The organism is Helicobacter pylori (genome assembly GCF_001653475.1).
In the GTDB taxonomy this organism is placed as follows: Bacteria; Campylobacterota; Campylobacteria; order Campylobacterales; family Helicobacteraceae; genus Helicobacter; species Helicobacter pylori_CM.
The window spans coordinates 1,438,015-1,454,540 of the sequence record NZ_CP011487.1 but is presented as its reverse complement, the minus strand read 5'-3'; the positions used below and the strand labels follow the sequence as shown (position 1 = coordinate 1,454,540).

The following is a 16,526-nucleotide window of genomic DNA, read 5'->3' as shown; positions in this document are numbered from 1 at the left end:
CTAATTTATCTTATTTTGTTGTAAAAACGCTCGCAAATTTTCTCTCGCACCGCTGATTTCCACTTCCACGCTTTGGTTTGAAAAATTCTTTTTGCTTAATTGTAAGCTAAATTTCTTAATTTCACGCTGAAGAGCGTCTAATTCTTTGTAAGAATAATGAGCGCTTAAAGTTTCCAACTCTACAAAATCCTTAAAAGCGTTTTCTCTTTTAGCGTTTTCTACGCACAGTAACGCGCTAGTGGCATAAGCTTTCATCAAGCCCCCCACCCCTAAAAGCGTGCCTCCAAAATAACGCACGCTCACTAATCCTGTATTGATTAAATCCTCTCGTCTCAAAATGCTAAGCATAGGCATCCCTGAACTCCCTTTAGGCTCGCCATCATCGCTAAAACCCTCTGTGATTTTGCCCTCCAAACAATAGCGAAACGCTGTTACAAAATGCGCGGCTTTAAAATGCTCTTTTTTCAATTGTAAAAAGGTTTTTTCAAAATCATCAAAAGGCATAAGATACCCTAAAAAGCGAGACGCTTTAGTCTGGTGCTTGGAAGCGATGAGATTTTTAAGCGTTTTCACAAGCTTTCTTTAAAGAACTGAGTTTGAAGACACTCCCTATAAAACTCACGATAAAAATCACAATCAGCGCATAAAAATGGATGGACACATCCATAAATTCCGCATGCATTTGATTCAATCGCCCTAGCAAACTAATCCCATGATAAGCAGGCACGATTTGAACGAAAATCTGTAAATAAGAGGGCAAGGATTCAAAAGGCCACACAAAACCCATCATAAAAATCAAGGGCAAAGAAGAAATTAAAACGATTTGAGTGGTGTGGGCTTCATTTTTGATCCATGCGCCTAAAAACAACCCCAAACTCAAGGTTGCGAGCATGAAGATGGCGCTATTTAATAACACCATTAAAGCGCTCGCATGCCGTTCGATCCCATAAAAAGAAAACAGCGCCCCAAAATACCATAAAATAAAAACGCTAAACGCTCCCATAAAGATCAAAAGCCTTGCAAATTGCCTTAAAGCGATTTGTTTCTTGTCTAAAAGGGCTAATTCCAAGCGCCTGGAGCTGACAAACATGCTGCTTGCAATGAGCATCACCTGGTGCAAAATAAAAATAAACACGCTAGAGAGCGCGTAATTCAAATACCCCTCACTAGGGTTATACAGAGCGATAGGCCTGATTTTAATCCCGTCTGTCCCCAATTCAGCTTCTTCTATTTGGGCGTTGCGTTTGAACCTTATTTTATCATTTAAAGCGTTGGTGCTCTCCACTATAGCATTCGCTAAGGCGCCATAAATCAAAAAGTAATTGGAATTTGCATAAAAATCTATCGTTACCGGCACTTGCTTATGGATATTGGCTTCAAAATGCGAAGGGATGTGCAAGATCCCATAAATTTTTTCTTCTTTTAAAAGCTTTTTGGCTTCTAGCATAGAGGGGCTAAAAAAAGCGATTTCTAACTCGTTGGAGCTTTGCGCCATGAAAGCTAATTGCCTGGAAAGAAAGGAATTGTCTTCATCTACAAGGGCGATTTTTTGCTGCGTTACGATGTCTCTTAAATAAGGCAAAGGGTATAATAAGCCATAGATTAAAGGAGCGCCTATAAGGATTAGCAAAACGCCCTTATGAGAAACAATAGCCCTTAATTCCATTAAAAGGATTTTAAAAAAATTCATGCGCTAGCCCTGTCTTTTTTAAAAGAGAAATAAAAAATCAAAAGCCCTAAGACTAGAAAGATTAAAAAGAACACAAGCGGCATTAACGAATTTAAAGATTCTGTAAAATCCGTCTTGTAATAGGCCTCTTGTAAAAAGAACTTCATAAAATGGCTAATAGGCAAGCAATGGCTCCAGAAACTCCCAAAAATTTCCATGTTGTTTTGCGGGTAAGTAACCCCAGCAAACGCAAAGCTTGGAGCGGTATAGACCCCAATCGCGCCAGCGGTTTCAATAACGCTTTTTGAAACGCCATAAACCAACACCACAAACCCGCTCATAACAAACGCCATTAAAACTACCGCCAAAAAGACCAACAACAAATGCGCATAATGCCCCTCCATGCCAATGAAATTAAAATAAAACGCCATGCCCATCCCCCAAAAACTAAACACACACACATTCGCTGCAATACTGATTAAAAGCTCGCGCATGTTAGAGGCTTTTTGAATGAAATTGAGCATGCCAATCGCAATAAAAATAAGCCACATGCAAGGCAGCATCACGCTTAAAAGGTATTGCGTGTAATTGTTTTCTTCATTGTATAGCGCATGCAATTGCAAAACAATAGGCACCGCTTGGGCCTTAGCAGAAATCAAATTGGAATCTCGCACTAGAGCTTTGGTGGCTAAGGTTTTAGCGTCTAAAGTCAAAGCGGTTTGTAAAAAAGCGTTTTTGAGCGTTTTCCCCACCAAAACATATTCCGCATTATAATAAAAGGGCAAATCCACCTTTCGCCCCATTTTGATTTTTTTCTCTAGATCTTTAGGCAAAACTAACGCCCCATACACTTCAGCGGAGTTTAAAAAGCGTTTGGCTTCTAAAAGGCTAGCCACTTGGTATTTGATTTCAAGCGCGCTCGTTGCGCCTAATTCAAACGCTACCTGATGGCTCGTAGTGGTCTTATCCAAATCCACCACCACGATAGGGAGCTGTCTTGGGATTTCTTGTTTAAAGATTTGCGTGCCTAAAACCCCTAAACAAAAAGGCAATATAAAACACACGATAAACAAGAACTTGTCTTGTAAAACCCATGCGCTTATCAATCTGAACAAAACAATCCTTTCTAAGGTTTAATAGTAACTAACACGCTCATCCCTACCCTAAAATTTTCCAACTTTTCTAAGGGTATGGCTTCCACTTCATAGCTTTTCATGTCATAAGTGTTGGAATTATTCGTCGCTTTCCAGGTCGCAAAATCCCCCATCACGCTCAAATATTTGACCCTGAATTTCGCACTTTTTTCCAACGCTGGGATATAACCTTCAAATTCCTTGCCCACCTTAAAGTCGTTCAAATACTTTTCAGGCACGCTGATTTTTAACCAACTATCCTTTAAATCTACCATTAAAACCACAGGAAAACCCTTAGGGCTAAGCTCACCACCGCTTAAAAGCACATTACTCACTTCCCCATCAATAGGGGCTGTAGCTTTGACATCTTTTAAATAGGACTCCACTTCATTCACTTGCCCTAAAGCCGCGCTCTCTTTAGCCTTAGCGGCAATCTTACTTTCAGAGCTCGCCCCCCCTAAAGCCATTTTATACTTTTGGTAAGCCGCACTCTCGTTGTATTTCGTGCTTTCATAAGCCGCATAGGCTTCATCGCGCTTTTGCAAACTCGCCACGCCATTATCATACAAATCTTGAACGCGCTTATAAGTCTCTTTGGCTAAAGTCGCTTGAGATTTTGCCGCTTGCCAAATGTCTCTTGCAGAATTAATCGTTTCATCTCTTGAGCCTCTTTTGACTTCATCGCTAAGCGCTTTAGCGGCTTTATGCCCGGCTTCAGCTTGAGCGAGCTTGGCTTCTAATTCAGGGCTAGAAATGCTAAAAACCAAATCGCCCTTTTTAATGCGATCGCCTTTTTTAACAAACACCTTTTCAATGCGGCCAGGGACTTTGGAGCTCACGCTGTATTCTCTGGCTTCCAAAAACCCTTGCAACACTTCAGCCTTAGGGCGATAAGCCAAATAAAAAAGCACGATTAGCCCTAATAATAAAGCCCCACCCCCTGTAAGAATCGCTTTATTTTTATCCAACATGCTATTTGACATGATTTTTTCCTTTAATAAACAAATTCATAAAATAAATCAATATGATCGCTTAACGCCATTAAATTCGCTAATGAAACAATGTATTTATAAGCCACGCTTTTTTGCTCCACGATGATAGAAGAAAGCGTGTTCCTCGCATCAATGACTTGAGCGTTCGTGCTCAAGCCTTGTAAAAAAGCCTGCTCTTGGAGTTTTAAGTTTTCCTTGGCTAATTCCACGCTAGAAAGCAAGCTTTTGTATTCTTTCAAATAAGAAAGCGTCTCTTTATAAGTCTTATTCACTAACAATTCCATGTTTTTTTTAGCCTGGATTTGCTCGCTATTTGCTTGCAACTCCGCTAATTTGCTCGCTTGGTATTTTTGGATACGCCCTGTGGGGGAGAGTATGGGCATGCGCCCGGCCACGCCCACAAACCAACTAGGGATCATGTCTTCAAGCACCGAATTGTTTTGTTTCATGATATAAGAGCCAAAAAAACTCACTTGGGGCAAGAACTTAGCGATTTGTAGTTTCGTGTTTTCTTTAGAAATTTGAACCTGATTTTCTAAAGTCTTTAAAGCCGGGTAAGAATTGAGCGTGGAAGCAACAAAAAAGCTCAAATCGGGCAGATTTTTCTCTGTGTGGATCTCTAATTTGCTTGAAGGCGCTAGATCGTCTTTGCTAGACAAAATAGAATTGAACGAGAGCTGCGAAACTTCTAACACATCTTTAGCCTTAACGCTAGCGATATGGGCCTTATCATAAGCCACTTGAGCGCCTAAGGTTTCTACCCTAGCGATTTGCCCTACTTTTTGCATTTTCAAAGCGTTTTGGAAATGCTTATAATGACCCTTTTCTACTTCTTCTAAAGTTTCAGCCACTTCTGTGTTTAACACCATGCCATAATACACGCTCACAAGCTCTTGAAAAGTGGAAAGCTTTTTCAAGCGATACACTTCATTGGCGTCTTTTTGCATCAAATCCGCAATGCGCACCATCGTGAATCTGGCCCCACCCATATAAAGAGGATAAATAATGCTCAAAGCCCCAATCACCACATTTTGCTTAGAAAACAATAGGGGGGCTTCTAAAGTGCTGCTCAAAGCCCCAAAACCTTGCATCACCCCTTGCATGCCCGCTTGGATTTGAGGAGTGATGAGTTGGGGAGGGACCCCATTTTGGATATTTTGCAAGCCTTGATGGATCTGGTTGGTGGCTTTTTGCACGCCCGGTTGTTTTTGGCTGGCAAAATCCATTTTAATAGGGTTAGAGAGATACACATAAAAAGCGCTCAAATCAATTTGAGGCAAAAAAGAGAGCTTAGCCGCTAATTTCATTTTACTCGCTCGCTTAATGGCGTATTCTTGCGCATGCAAGCCTTCATGGTCAGACAATACCCTAGTCCATGCGTTTTTTAAAGAGAGTTTTTGAGCGTTAGGATGGTTCAAAGGCGCGCTATTTTCAGCCATGCTCAAAGAAGAAAGATCGGTTTTAGAAACTCCATCAACAGCGTTCAAAGAGCTATTGAATAACAAGCTCAATACAAAGAGGGTTGTTTTTTTTACGCTCATTCCTTTATCCTATCCTTATTTTCTTTACTCGCTTTTAAGCGTTTTATCCTAGCCCCATCCACGCTTAAGACTTCAAAAACATACCCATGCGAAACGATTATATCCCCCTCCATAGGCATGCGCTCTAATAAGCTAAAAACATAGCCCCCAAGCGTTACCTGCTCGCATTCTTTGTCAAATTCAATGTGAAGCACTTCTTCTACGCTCTCTAAATCCAGCATGCCCTCTAATTCAAACACGCCCTCTTCAAGCTTATTCACGCCCTCTTGCTTCAAGTCGTATTCGTCACTAATCTCGCCCATGATCTCTTCAATAATATCTTCCATAGTGAGCAACCCGGCTGTGCCGCCGTATTCATCAATCACCAAAGCGGTATGGATTTGCTCTTTTTTCATTTTAATAAGGATTTGAGAAATAGAAGCGCTTTCGGGAACGATGATCATTTTCCTAACGATTTGCTTGAGATCATGCATTTTAGGGGTAAAAATAGAGCGAGAAAGCAAGTCCCTAATATGCACCATGCCGATAATGTTATCCTTAGAACCCTTACAATAAGGGTAGCGCGTGAAACGGCTTTTTAAAACAATGTCTATATTTTCTTCATAGCTGTTTTCTTCGTCCAAACACACCATGTCTTTTCGTGGGGTCATGATTTCTTTAGCACTCGTGTCAGAAAAATCCACCGCGTTTTTAATGATTTCACCCTCCACTGAATCAATAATGCCCTCTCTTAAACTCTCGCCCACAATGATTTTTAACTCTTCTTCAGAATGCGTGCCCTCATGCTCTTTAGGATTGATGCCCACTTTTTTTAAAAAGAAATGAGCGATCACATCAAACAAGTGCACCACCGGATAAAACACGACCCAAAACACATGCAAGGGGCGTGCGGCAAAAAGAGCGGCTTTTTCAGATTTAGCGATCGCTAAAGACTTAGGCACAATCTCACCTAGCACGACATGCAAAAAAGTGATGCTTAAAAACGCTATAACCACGCTCACTGAATGGATAAAAATAGGATTTTCTCTCAAATCCATAGACTCAAACAGCGCGGCTAACAATTTTGCGATAGCAGGCTCACCCACCCAGCCTAAAGCTAATGAAGAAAGGGTGATGCCTAACTGCGTTGCGCTCAAATAAGTGTCTAGTCTTTGACTCATCTTTAAAGCGAGTTTAGCGTTGGAATTACCGATTTTAACCAGCTCTTCTAAGCGGGTTTTACGCACTTTCACAAGGGCAAACTCTGAAAGCACAAAAAAAGCGTTCAACAGCACCAATAAAAAAGCAACCATCAACATCAGAATTGATTCAGACGGATCCAAATAAGCTCCTTGATTCCTCCCCATGATTTTAAACCTAAAACCCAACGATAAATATAAAATAAATATAAAATCTTAGAATTTTAACATAAAAGATTAAGCCTAACTTTAAAAATCAAGCCTTTAAAAACCCTAGAAATACTTTTCTATAAAACCAAGAGCCACAAAAAGAAGCGCCCCCAAAAGCGCAGAAACCGGCACGGTTACAAGCCAAGCGGTAACAATCTTTTTTAAAATAGAGCGTTTGATCACTTCTTCTTTATACACTTTTTTAAGCGACTTTTTTTCTTTCTTTTTCAATTCCAAAGCGATGGCGGTGTTCTTGCTTTTTTTCAAGCTCTCTAGCATGAGCGATTTTTCTTTCAAATTGGCTTTATCAAAGCGCTCTAAGAAGCCTTCAATTTCTTCTAAATCTTCCCCAAAGTGCGCAGCTACAATGTTGTCTCTGATTCTAGCAAAACGCCTTCTTGATTGCTCTCTTAAGCGCTCCCTTAAAAAGCCCACCCCAAACACTGCACCTACCACAATATGCGTAGAGCTCACGGGCAAGCCTAGTTGAGAGGCTAAAAGCACGGTAATGACTGCAGAAAGCGCGATGCAAAAAGCTTGCATTTTGTCTAATTCTGTGATTTCTGACCCCACCGTTTTAATGAGCTTTGGCCCATACAAACTCAAGCCTAAAGCAATCCCAGCTGCCCCTACTACCATAATCCACAACGGCACAGAGCTTAAAGTATTCCCCATAGGGCTGCTCGCATCTTCTAAAGTTTGACTGATTGCGGCTAAAGGGCCTATAGCGTTAGCCACATCATTAGCCCCATGTGCAAAGCTTAAAAGCGCAGCGGCAAAAATCAAAGGGACATTAAAAAGCTCATTAATGCTTTCATGGCTGTTTTCTAATTGCGGGGCTTTCTTTAACACAAATCTTTTAAAAAGGATAAAGATTAAAAGCGCAAGGATACAGCCAAAAGCCAATTGGATTTCAAAACCCACCGCATAGAGGCGTTTTAAAACCTTAACGATCAAATACCAGCTAAAGGTTAAGCTCATCAACGCTACCAAATAAGGCACGACCTTTAAAGCCGCGCTCTTTTTATCTTCTTTATAAGCGATGGTCTTTTTAATGAGCATTAAAAAAAACATGGCTATCAAAGCCCCCATTAAAGGCGAAACCACCCAACTAGCCACAATACCTGATAAAAAATGCCAATTGACAGCAGACATTCCAGCTGCCGCCATTCCAGCCCCCATAATCCCCCCCACCACAGAGTGTGAAGTGGAAACAGGAGCGCCTATTAAAGTCGCTACATGCAACCACAACGCCCCACTCAAAAGGCTAGCCAACATGACATTAATGAAAATGTGTGCATCATTAATAGATTCAGGCGAAACGATACGGCCCTTAATCGTAGAAACCACTTCCCCCCCAGCAATGATCGCTCCAAGCATTTCACAAATCCCAGCAATCAAAATCGCCCCGCCCATGCTAATGGCTTTAGAGCCTACGGCAGGACCGACATTATTAGACACATCATTCGCGCCAATATTCATCGCCATATACCCCCCAATCACAGCCGCAAAAATGAGCAACAATCCCTTAGAATTAGCCTGCCCAAAAACAAGAGCGAGCAAAGCAGCGCCAATGAGAAACAAAAGAGCGAGAGCGATCTTTAAAGTGTCTTTTTGGAGTTTTTTAGAAGCTTTTTCAAACTCTTTGATGTTTTTAATTTCCATATCGTCATAAAAACCTTATTCTAATAGTGGTCTTATTCTATCCAATTAGCCCTTGAATGGCTCTTAAAAAGCGTTGTTTGATAAAAATGGCTCATTATATGGTATCTTAAAGTAAAATTTTAAAGAGAGTTTAAAAAAATGATAGAATTTAGCGATGAAGATTTACAAAAACCGGTGCGTATTGTGATAGAAAAAATCCGCCCTTACTTGCTCAAAGATGGCGGCAATATTGAAGTGTTGGGGATTAAAAGCATGAAAATTTATGTGGCTTTAGAGGGAGCATGCAAAACTTGCTCTAGCAGTAAAATCACTTTAAAAAATGTCATTGAAAGGCAACTTAAAATGGATATTCACCCCAATTTAGAAGTGGTGTGCTTAGAAAACGCTAAGGAGTTTCACGAGCTTTAAGGATTATAGGCATGCAAAAGTTTGATTATGAATTTAAAAAGCGTGCGTTGATTAAAGATGGCTTTTTAGCGTTCAAACAAGCCCGTTACGCTGAAGCGTTACGCCTTTTTTCTGAAGTGTTGTTTTTGGATAAAGACAACCAAAAAGCCAAAGTAGGAGCGTTATTAAGCGACATAGCTAAAGATTTCCCTAAAGAAGCCCACAGCTTTTATGAATTGTATCAAAGCTTGATCGCTATGCAAAAACGGAGTTTAAAAAACCAGGCTGAAGAGCAAATCATCAATTTGATCGCTTCTTTTGATGAGGGGCTAAACCAAATGGCTGAAAAGATTGATGCGCAAATTTCTCAAAAAAGCGAGGAATTGAATGGCATTTTGTATGCGGATTTCAAACGCTTGAGCTTGGAGCGCGGCTTTAAGGAAGCGTTTGAAGATTTGATGTTCAGTTCTAGGGTGATTTTTGACAATAAAGAGGATTTTTATGAATTTTTGAAAGAATTGAACCACTATGGCTATTATGAATTAGCGATAAATTACATTGAAAACATGCATGAAGATTCTTTTATTTACGATAAATTTTTGCGTTCTCTTTTAGAAGACGCCCTCAAATCCAATAAGGCTTAAAGAATGAAGCTTAAAAAAACCCTGACTTATCAAAACCACACCTATTCTTTTTTAAGCGATAACACTTGCGAAGTTTTAGAAAACCCTAACGAAATCCTTTTTGTCAAAACGCCTTTAAATGAAAAATACTCTCCTCTAATTGCAGAAAAAAACCTAGCTATTTTAGATTTTAACGAGCTTAAAAACTATTTTGATTTTAAGATTAAAATTGTAGGGATTACTGGCACTAATGGTAAAACGACCACAGCGAGTTTGATGTATTCCTTGCTCTTAGATTTGAATAAAAAGACCGCTCTTTTAGGCACAAGAGGGTTTTTTATCAACGACAAACAAATCAAAGAAAAGGGTTTGACCACGCCCACTCTTTTAGAGCTTTATAGCGATTTAGAAGAAGCAATGCGTTTAAAATGCGAATACTTTATTATGGAAGTGAGCTCCCATGCGATTGTCCAAAAGCGCATTGCCGGGCTTGATTTTGCCCTTAAAATCCTCACTAATATCACAAGCGATCATCTAGATTTCCATAAAAGTATAGAAAATTACAGAGACACTAAAAACAGCTTTTTTAAAGATGAGGGCTTGAAAGTGATCAACAGAGATGAAACAAACGCCCTTTTTAATCCCATTAATGCGCACACTTACGCGCTGGATAAAAAAGCGCATTTAAACATTCAAGCCTTTTCGCTCACCCCCTCCATTAGTGCATCTTTATGTTACCAACAAGATTTAAGAGATCCTAATCTCAAAGAAATCGCCCTCATCCATTCCCCCCTTTTAGGGCGTTACAACCTTTATAATATCTTAGCGGGCGTTTTAGGGGTCAAACTACTCACTCAATTACCGCTAGAAGCGATTGCGCCGTTATTAGAAAACTTTTATGGGGTTAAGGGGCGTTTGGAGATTTTGCATTCTAAACCTCTAGTGATTGTGGATTTTGCCCACACAACAGACGGCATGCAACAGGTTTTTGAAAGCTTTAAAAATCAAAAAATCACCGCTCTTTTTGGAGCAGGGGGCGATAGGGATAAAACCAAGCGCCCTAAAATGGGAACGATAGCGAGCTGTTACGCTCATAAAATCATCTTAACTTCAGACAACCCCAGAAGCGAAAACGAAGAAGACATTATTAAGGATATTTTAAAAGGCATCAGCGATTCTTCTAAAGTGGTTATAGAAAAAGACCGAAAAAAAGCCATTTTAAACGCTTTAGAAAATTTAAAAGACGATGAGGTGTTATTGATTTTAGGCAAGGGCGATGAAAACACTCAAATCTTTAAAGACAAAACGATTTTTTTCAGCGACCAAGAAGTAATTAAAAGCTATTACCAACATTTAAAACAAGGATAAAACATGCAAGAATTCAGTTTGTGGTGCGATTTTATTGAGAGGGATTTTTTAGAAAACGATTTTTTAAAGCTCATCAATAAGGGGGCTATTTGTGGGGCGACGAGTAACCCTAGTTTGTTTTGTGAAGCGATCACAAAAAGCGCGTTTTATAAAGATGAAATCGCTAAACTCAAAGGCAAAAAAGCTAAAGAAATTTATGAAACCCTAGCGCTAAAGGATATTTTACAAGCTTCTAGCGCGTTAATGCCTTTGTATGAAAAAGACCCTAACAATGGCTACATTAGCCTAGAAATTGACCCTTTTTTAGAAGACGATACCGCTAAAAGCATTGATGAATCCAAGCGCTTATTCAAAACATTAAACCGCCCTAATGTGATGATTAAAGTCCCAGCGAGCGAGAGCGGGCTTGAAGTGGTTAGCGCTTTAACTAAAGTCTCTATTCCTGTTAATGTCACTTTAGTCTTTTCGCCTAAAACCGCTAGCAAAATCGCTCAAATTTTAGCCAAAGAAGTGCAAAAAAGAGCGGTCATTAGCGTGTTTGTCTCACGATTTGACAAAGAAATAGACCCTTTAGCGCCAAAAAATTTGCAAGCTAAAAGCGGGATCATCAACGCTACCGAGTGCTATTACCAAATCAATCAGCATGCTAATAAGCTCATAAGCACCCTTTTTGCATCCACAGGCGTTAAATCTGATTCTTTAGCTAAAGATTATTACATTAAAGCGCTGTGTTTTAAAAACTCTATCAACACAGCCCCCCTAGAGGCTTTAAACGCTTATTTGCTTGACCCAAACACCGAGTATCAAACCCCTTTAAAGATTACAGAAATTGAAGCGTTTAAAAAAGAATTAAAAGCGTGCAACATTGATTTAGAAAGCACCGCTCAAAAACTCCTTAAAGAAGGCTTGATAGCGTTCAAACAATCCTTTGAAAAGCTTTTAAGCAGTTTTTGATTTTTAAGGGTTTTTTGGATAGAATAAGCCCTTATTTTATTTTAAAGGATTGACATGTTAGAAGGCGTTATTAGAGAGAGTATTACTAAAGCTAACGCTAAAGCTTTAAAAAAAGATGGCTATCTAATCGCAAATGTTTATGGAAAGGGCATTGAAAATGTGAATGGCGCATTCAAATTAAACCCTTTCATTAAATACCTTAAGGAAAAAAAGCATTTGATTTTTCCGGTGAAATTAGGGGATAAGACTTTTGAAGTCGTGGTTCAAGAATACCAAAAAAACCCTGTTACTAACGAGCTTATCCATGTGGATTTACTCGCTGTTACTAAGGGCGTGAAGTCTAAGTTTAAAGTCCCCATCAAACACCAAGGCACTCCAGTGGGCTTGAAAAATAAAGGGATTTTAATGATCTCTAAAAAGCGTATTAGCGTGGAATGCGCTCCAGAGCATTTGCCCGATCACTATTTAGTGGATGTAGCCCCTTTAGATGTGAATGAGTCTATTTTGGTGCGCGATTTAGAAAAACACGAGAATGTTAAGATTTTAGATCATGATTCTATCGCTGTGATCGGTGTGATTAAGGCGAAGTGATTTCAGGTTATGACGCTTTTAGTAGGTTTAGGCAACCCTACTTTGCGTTACGCCCACACCAGACACAACGCTGGTTTTGATATTTTAGATTCGCTCATTAGCGAATTGAATCTTTCTTTCGCTTTTTCTTCCAAACACAACGCTTATTTATGCGTTTATAAGGATTTTATCTTACTCAAGCCCCAAACTTACATGAATTTAAGCGGCGAAAGCGTTTTAAGCGCTAAAAATTTTTACAAAACTAAAGAGCTTTTAATTGTCCATGACGACTTGGATTTGGATTTAGGCGTTGTGAGGTTTAAAAACGGTGGGGGGAATGGGGGGCATAATGGCTTAAAATCCATTGACTTATTGTGTTCTAATTCTTATTATCGCTTGAGGGTGGGGATTTCTAAAGGAATTGGTGTGATTGAGCATGTGCTTTCAAAATTCCACAAAAACGAAGAACCTTTAAAAAACGCTGTGTTTGAACATGCCAAAAACGCCTTAAAATTTTTTATAGAAAGCCATGATTTTAACGCCATGCAAAATCGTTTCACGCTTAAAAAACCTTTAAAAATAGAAAGTTAGGGGCTTAAAGTGCGTTTGTTTAGATTTGTGGGGTGGTATTATTTCAAATACTTTTTAATCGTGCTTTTAGCATTAGAATTGTTTTTTGTAGGCATTGACAGCCTAAAATACGCCGATAAAATGCCCGATTCTGCGAACATGATTATTTTATTTTTCACCTATGACATCTTATTCGCTCTCAATTACACCTTGCCCATTTCCTTGCTTTTGGCGATGGTTTTATTTTATATCGCATTCATTAAATCCAACCAATACACCGCCCTGCTCTCCATTGGCTTTTCCAAATGCCAGATTTTAAGCCCTATTTTTTTGATTAGTTTGTTTTTCACGGCTGTTTATGTGGGGTTGAATGCGACTCCTTTTGTGTATATGGAAGAAAAAACACAAAATTTAATCTATAAAGACAATTCTTTGAGCGTCTCAGAGCATTTGTTAGTGAAATATAACGATGATTATGTGTATTTTGATAAGATCAATCCCTTATTGCAAAAAGCCCAAAATATCAAGGTTTTTCGCCTAAAAGATAAGACTTTAGAATCTTATGCCGAGTCTAACGAGGCCTCTTTTGAAGGCAAGTATTGGATTTTGCATGACGCCACTATCTATGAGATGCCCTTAAGTTTTGAACTGGGTGCAAACGCTTTAAACACCACGCGTTTAGAAACCTTTAAAACGCTCAAAAATTTCCGCCCTAAAGTTTTAGACACCATTTATCAAAACAAGCCCGCAGTTTCTATCACAGACGCTCTTTTATCCTTGCATGCTTTAGTGCGCCAAAACGCAGACACGAAAAAAGTGCGCTCGTTTTTGTATGTGTTTGCGATTTTGCCCTTTTTTGTGCCGTTTTTAAGCGTTTTAATCGCTTATTTTTCGCCCAGTCTCGCCCGCTATGAAAACCTGGCTCTTTTAGGGCTAAAGTTTATCATTATCGCGCTCGTTGTTTGGGGGCTATTCTTTGCTTTAGGGAAGTTCAGCATTTCAGGGATACTCATTCCTGAAATAGGCGTGCTATCGCCCTTTTTCGTATTTCTAGCTCTGAGTCTTTGGTATTTTAAAAGGCTTAATAAGAGGTTATAGGATTTATAAACCTACTCAAGCCCTCAATTAGAAAGCTAAATTAAAAGACTTGCAACGCAACATTAACTTAAGACTTGTAAAATAGCTTGAAAAATGATTAAGGTCTTTGGTGGGTTTTGTTTAAATCCTAGTCTAATCTCAATTATCCTATTAGCAAAGTGATTAACGAAGGGCTAAGAAATTCTTTAGACACCCATATTATTGCAGTTGCTTTTTTAAGATACAGTGGGGTTGAGGTTATTCAAGATGCTTTGATTGATTCTTTAGAAAGGGGGCAGAATTTGAGATTATTGTAGGACTTGATTTTAAAACAACCGACTCAAAATCCATACGATTTTTGCTAGACTTAAATAAAACTTATAAAAAATTAAGATTTTATTGCTACGGCGACAAAGAAAATAACAAAACAGATATTGTCTTCCACCCTAAAATTTATATGTTTGACAATGGAAAAGAAAAAACTTCCATCATAGGTAGCACCAACTTAACCAAAGGAGAGTTGGAGAATAAGTTTGAAGTCAATACCATATTTTACAGAAAAGAACCCATTATATTATTCACAACTGAACGCTATCTACAATTCTATAAAATATGCAGATAGTCTATTCACTCCTAATGAAGAGTATTTGCAAAGCTATGATGAAGTTTTTAGCGCCATTATTCAAAATGAACAAAAAGTCTCAAAAGATAAAAGCATTCAAGAAAAGATTAAAGAAATTGGAAAACAAGAAAAATTGCTTCCTGGAACCATTCCCTCTATCAAGGCAATGATAGTGGAATTTATTTCCGCCTGTTGAGGAAAAAGGCGTTAAACAAGTCGCATTGCAAGATATTTATCAAGCATTAGAAAGGCGAATAAAAAAAGAATAGTGGGGAAACAAATACAAAAGCGATACTTTTAGGAACACTATTAGGGGCGATCTCAACCACCATGTGCTAAAAGATAACCCTTTAAAAGATAACTTGGGGCTTTTTGAGAGACCAGAAAAAGGTTTTTATGCGCTAACACCCAAAGGGCGTTTGTATAAAGGACGCTAAAGGTATTTATTTTAGACATTACTCAGTCTAGCCTGATTAAATTCTTTGTAAGACTATCTCTATCAATCAAAATAAAGAATTGAAAGAAAAATTTGACTCCAATGAATATATCTTTAGCGATGAAGAATCAGAACACCTTATAGAAATACCCCCACAACAGCATGAGAACTCATGCGGTAATGACAGATTTGTCAAAAGAGCAGAAAATAGCACAGAATGGCTACAGATCAATGACAATTTGAAAGTTTAAAGCATCAAGCTTTCAAATCTAAAGCCTTGCTTAAAAAACCCTACCAAACTTAAAAAGTATAAACATAGCGCAAATACATAGAATACTGACGGCGTAAGGTTTGGGTTAAGCTGAAATTGGTTTCTGCTCCGGTGATAGTGGTTGATTGGCCATTCTCTAGCGGACCTTGTTTTTTCGCTCTTATGGTAGTAGAGCCTTTGAAAAAGTGGTTAGGGAGCGTGGGGATTTTGATACCAAACTCAATGCCATGGTGTTCAAAAATATTAGTCCTAATGCCCACATTCACTAAAAATTGGAAAATCGTGTTATTCACTTTAGCGTTCAATTTTCCTGTGGTATAGACGCTATTAGGGTTAATCCCCACATTACAACTCGCCGGCGTCGTGTCCCCGCATGTGATCGTGCCATCAGCGTTAGTCATGTAAGCGTTAGCGTCGGTATTGACGCCATAAACATACCCATCCTTAAAATACCCCACACGATTATTAGTCCAAGTGTTACCCGCAAAATTCACGCCTACAAAAAACCCAGCCGTGACTTTAGGCTTATCTATAATGTTAAAAAGCATGTCTGTGCCAAAACCATAAGTATACATGTCTGCTTTTTGATCGCTCAAATAGAAAGGCGATATAGCGTTAGCGGCTCTGGAGTTAGAGAAATTGGTATGCCCATAATCAAAAAAGCCGTAATAACGCAACCCAAACCACCTCTTTTTACCGATAAAATGCTTATAGCCTGTCATCACGCCTAGCCCATACATCGGCTGGTTACGGCCAGGAATGCTTTTATTGGTGCTAAGCATGGTGCGAGAAGTCCAATTGACCACGCAATTAGCTTTAGTATAGCCTGGCGTTCCTGGCGTCCCTGAAGCTGGCTGACAGCCACCGGTCTGCCCAACAGGAACTTTGCCATCATCATTAGCCGAAACATCTCCAAAAGGCACTTGAAACAACCCGCCGTTTTTATAAGCGTTTGTCTTTTGATCAGCCCTACCCACTTCCAAGCTAATCCCCACAAACGCACCATTCTTTTCATGTGCATTTAAGGGGTTTGTCAGCCATAACGAACTCAAAAGAGCGCCTAAAATTACCGAGCCTTTTTTAGAAATATCTAAAGATTGAGCTATCAAAACAGATTCCTTACGATTAAAATTTTTACAAACCTTACGATTTTGCATCCTACTTTTCTTCTTTGTCATAAAATTGAACACCACTCTCTAGGGTACTCCGCTTAAGTGTTACTTTTTTAATTATTTTATTATAACTAATTACAATCTTAAA

16 protein-coding genes and 1 pseudogene are annotated in these 16,526 nt (G+C 39.1%); 9 read left to right on the top strand and 8 right to left on the bottom strand.

Translation table 11 applies throughout. The features are described from left to right. From AA974_RS07050 to AA974_RS07020, 7 genes are all read right to left on the bottom strand, one after another. The gene (locus AA974_RS07050; protein ID WP_064433961.1) at nucleotides 1-573 is read right to left on the bottom strand and encodes a YigZ family protein; all 573 of its coding nucleotides are present in this window, start codon (nucleotides 571-573) and stop codon (nucleotides 1-3) included. After that, nucleotides 560-1,690 carry an ABC transporter permease gene (locus AA974_RS07045; RefSeq protein ID WP_064433960.1) on the bottom strand — a complete coding sequence of 377 codons (1,131 nt, stop codon included), beginning with the start codon at nucleotides 1,688-1,690 and terminating at the stop codon, nucleotides 560-562. The genes AA974_RS07050 and AA974_RS07045 overlap by 14 nt, the downstream gene beginning before the upstream one ends. Beyond that, entirely contained in the window at nucleotides 1,687-2,784 is a 1,098-nt protein-coding gene (locus AA974_RS07040; protein WP_064433959.1) for an ABC transporter permease, read from the bottom strand. Before AA974_RS07040 ends, AA974_RS07045 begins: the two co-directional genes overlap by 4 nt. A gap of 11 nt (nucleotides 2,785-2,795) precedes the next feature. After that, a complete protein-coding gene (locus tag AA974_RS07035) occupies nucleotides 2,796-3,785 on the bottom strand; it encodes an HlyD family secretion protein (protein WP_080471068.1) in 990 nt (329 codons plus the stop codon). 11 nt (nucleotides 3,786-3,796) lie between these two features. Next, a complete protein-coding gene (locus tag AA974_RS07030; protein WP_064433958.1) occupies nucleotides 3,797-5,335 on the bottom strand; it encodes a TolC family protein in 1,539 nt (512 codons plus the stop codon). After that, the gene (locus tag AA974_RS07025; protein WP_064433957.1) at nucleotides 5,332-6,681 is read right to left on the bottom strand and encodes a hemolysin family protein; all 1,350 of its coding nucleotides are present in this window, start codon (nucleotides 6,679-6,681) and stop codon (nucleotides 5,332-5,334) included. Before AA974_RS07025 ends, AA974_RS07030 begins: the two co-directional genes overlap by 4 nt. A 105-nt stretch (nucleotides 6,682-6,786) precedes the next feature. Next, the gene (locus AA974_RS07020; RefSeq protein WP_064433956.1) at nucleotides 6,787-8,388 is read right to left on the bottom strand and encodes an inorganic phosphate transporter; all 1,602 of its coding nucleotides are present in this window, start codon (nucleotides 8,386-8,388) and stop codon (nucleotides 6,787-6,789) included. Nucleotides 8,389-8,526: 138 nt separating this feature from the next. Between AA974_RS07020 and AA974_RS07015 the strand changes: the two genes are divergently transcribed. From AA974_RS07015 to AA974_RS07965, 9 genes and pseudogenes are all read left to right on the top strand, one after another. Then, complete coding sequence (locus AA974_RS07015) at nucleotides 8,527-8,796, top strand: NifU family protein (protein ID WP_064433955.1); 270 nt, start codon at nucleotides 8,527-8,529, stop codon at nucleotides 8,794-8,796. An 11-nt stretch (nucleotides 8,797-8,807) separates the two neighbouring features. Beyond that, nucleotides 8,808-9,419: a hypothetical protein gene (locus tag AA974_RS07010; RefSeq protein ID WP_064433954.1), complete on the top strand. Its 612-nt coding sequence runs from the start codon at nucleotides 8,808-8,810 to the stop codon at nucleotides 9,417-9,419. A gap of 3 nt (nucleotides 9,420-9,422) precedes the next feature. Then, complete coding sequence (locus AA974_RS07005; RefSeq protein ID WP_064433953.1) at nucleotides 9,423-10,766, top strand: UDP-N-acetylmuramoyl-L-alanyl-D-glutamate--2,6-diaminopimelate ligase; 1,344 nt, start codon at nucleotides 9,423-9,425, stop codon at nucleotides 10,764-10,766. Nucleotides 10,767-10,769: 3 nt separating this feature from the next. Further along, complete coding sequence (gene tal / locus AA974_RS07000; RefSeq protein WP_064433952.1) at nucleotides 10,770-11,720, top strand: transaldolase; 951 nt, start codon at nucleotides 10,770-10,772, stop codon at nucleotides 11,718-11,720. A gap of 54 nt (nucleotides 11,721-11,774) precedes the next feature. Next, entirely contained in the window at nucleotides 11,775-12,311 is a 537-nt protein-coding gene (locus AA974_RS06995; RefSeq protein WP_064433951.1) for a 50S ribosomal protein L25/general stress protein Ctc, read from the top strand. 9 nt (nucleotides 12,312-12,320) lie between these two features. Beyond that, on the top strand, nucleotides 12,321-12,881 hold the full coding sequence (gene pth / locus AA974_RS06990) for an aminoacyl-tRNA hydrolase (RefSeq protein ID WP_064433950.1): 561 nt from the start codon (nucleotides 12,321-12,323) through the stop codon (nucleotides 12,879-12,881). Between the two features lie 9 nt (nucleotides 12,882-12,890). Further along, nucleotides 12,891-13,958 carry an LptF/LptG family permease gene (locus AA974_RS06985; RefSeq protein WP_064433949.1) on the top strand — a complete coding sequence of 356 codons (1,068 nt, stop codon included), beginning with the start codon at nucleotides 12,891-12,893 and terminating at the stop codon, nucleotides 13,956-13,958. 158 nt (nucleotides 13,959-14,116) lie between these two features. Next, a pseudogene (locus AA974_RS06980) lies at nucleotides 14,117-14,996 on the top strand (phospholipase D-like domain-containing protein). A 79-nt stretch (nucleotides 14,997-15,075) separates the two neighbouring features. After that, nucleotides 15,076-15,246, top strand: a complete 171-nt coding sequence (locus tag AA974_RS07965) for a hypothetical protein (RefSeq protein WP_196207228.1) — start codon at nucleotides 15,076-15,078, stop codon at nucleotides 15,244-15,246. Between the two features lie 49 nt (nucleotides 15,247-15,295). Here the strand turns inward: AA974_RS07965 and AA974_RS06975 are convergent, their stop codons facing one another. After that, nucleotides 15,296-16,459 carry an outer membrane protein gene (locus AA974_RS06975; RefSeq protein ID WP_080471067.1) on the bottom strand — a complete coding sequence of 388 codons (1,164 nt, stop codon included), beginning with the start codon at nucleotides 16,457-16,459 and terminating at the stop codon, nucleotides 15,296-15,298. Nucleotides 16,460-16,526: the final 67 nt, after the last annotated feature.

Coding starts and splice junctions, on each gene's coding strand:
- AA974_RS07005 (WP_064433953.1), top strand. CDS start 9,423: ATGAAGCTTAAAAAAACCCTGACTTATCAAAACCACACCTATTCTTTT.
- AA974_RS07010 (WP_064433954.1), top strand. CDS start 8,808: ATGCAAAAGTTTGATTATGAATTTAAAAAGCGTGCGTTGATTAAAGAT.
- AA974_RS06995 (WP_064433951.1), top strand. CDS start 11,775: ATGTTAGAAGGCGTTATTAGAGAGAGTATTACTAAAGCTAACGCTAAA.
- AA974_RS07035 (WP_080471068.1), bottom strand. CDS start 3,785: ATGTCAAATAGCATGTTGGATAAAAATAAAGCGATTCTTACAGGGGGT.
- AA974_RS07025 (WP_064433957.1), bottom strand. CDS start 6,681: ATGGGGAGGAATCAAGGAGCTTATTTGGATCCGTCTGAATCAATTCTG.
- AA974_RS07045 (WP_064433960.1), bottom strand. CDS start 1,690: ATGAATTTTTTTAAAATCCTTTTAATGGAATTAAGGGCTATTGTTTCT.
- AA974_RS07015 (WP_064433955.1), top strand. CDS start 8,527: ATGATAGAATTTAGCGATGAAGATTTACAAAAACCGGTGCGTATTGTG.
- pth (WP_064433950.1), top strand. CDS start 12,321: ATGACGCTTTTAGTAGGTTTAGGCAACCCTACTTTGCGTTACGCCCAC.
- AA974_RS07020 (WP_064433956.1), bottom strand. CDS start 8,388: ATGGAAATTAAAAACATCAAAGAGTTTGAAAAAGCTTCTAAAAAACTC.
- AA974_RS07030 (WP_064433958.1), bottom strand. CDS start 5,335: ATGAGCGTAAAAAAAACAACCCTCTTTGTATTGAGCTTGTTATTCAAT.
- tal (WP_064433952.1), top strand. CDS start 10,770: ATGCAAGAATTCAGTTTGTGGTGCGATTTTATTGAGAGGGATTTTTTA.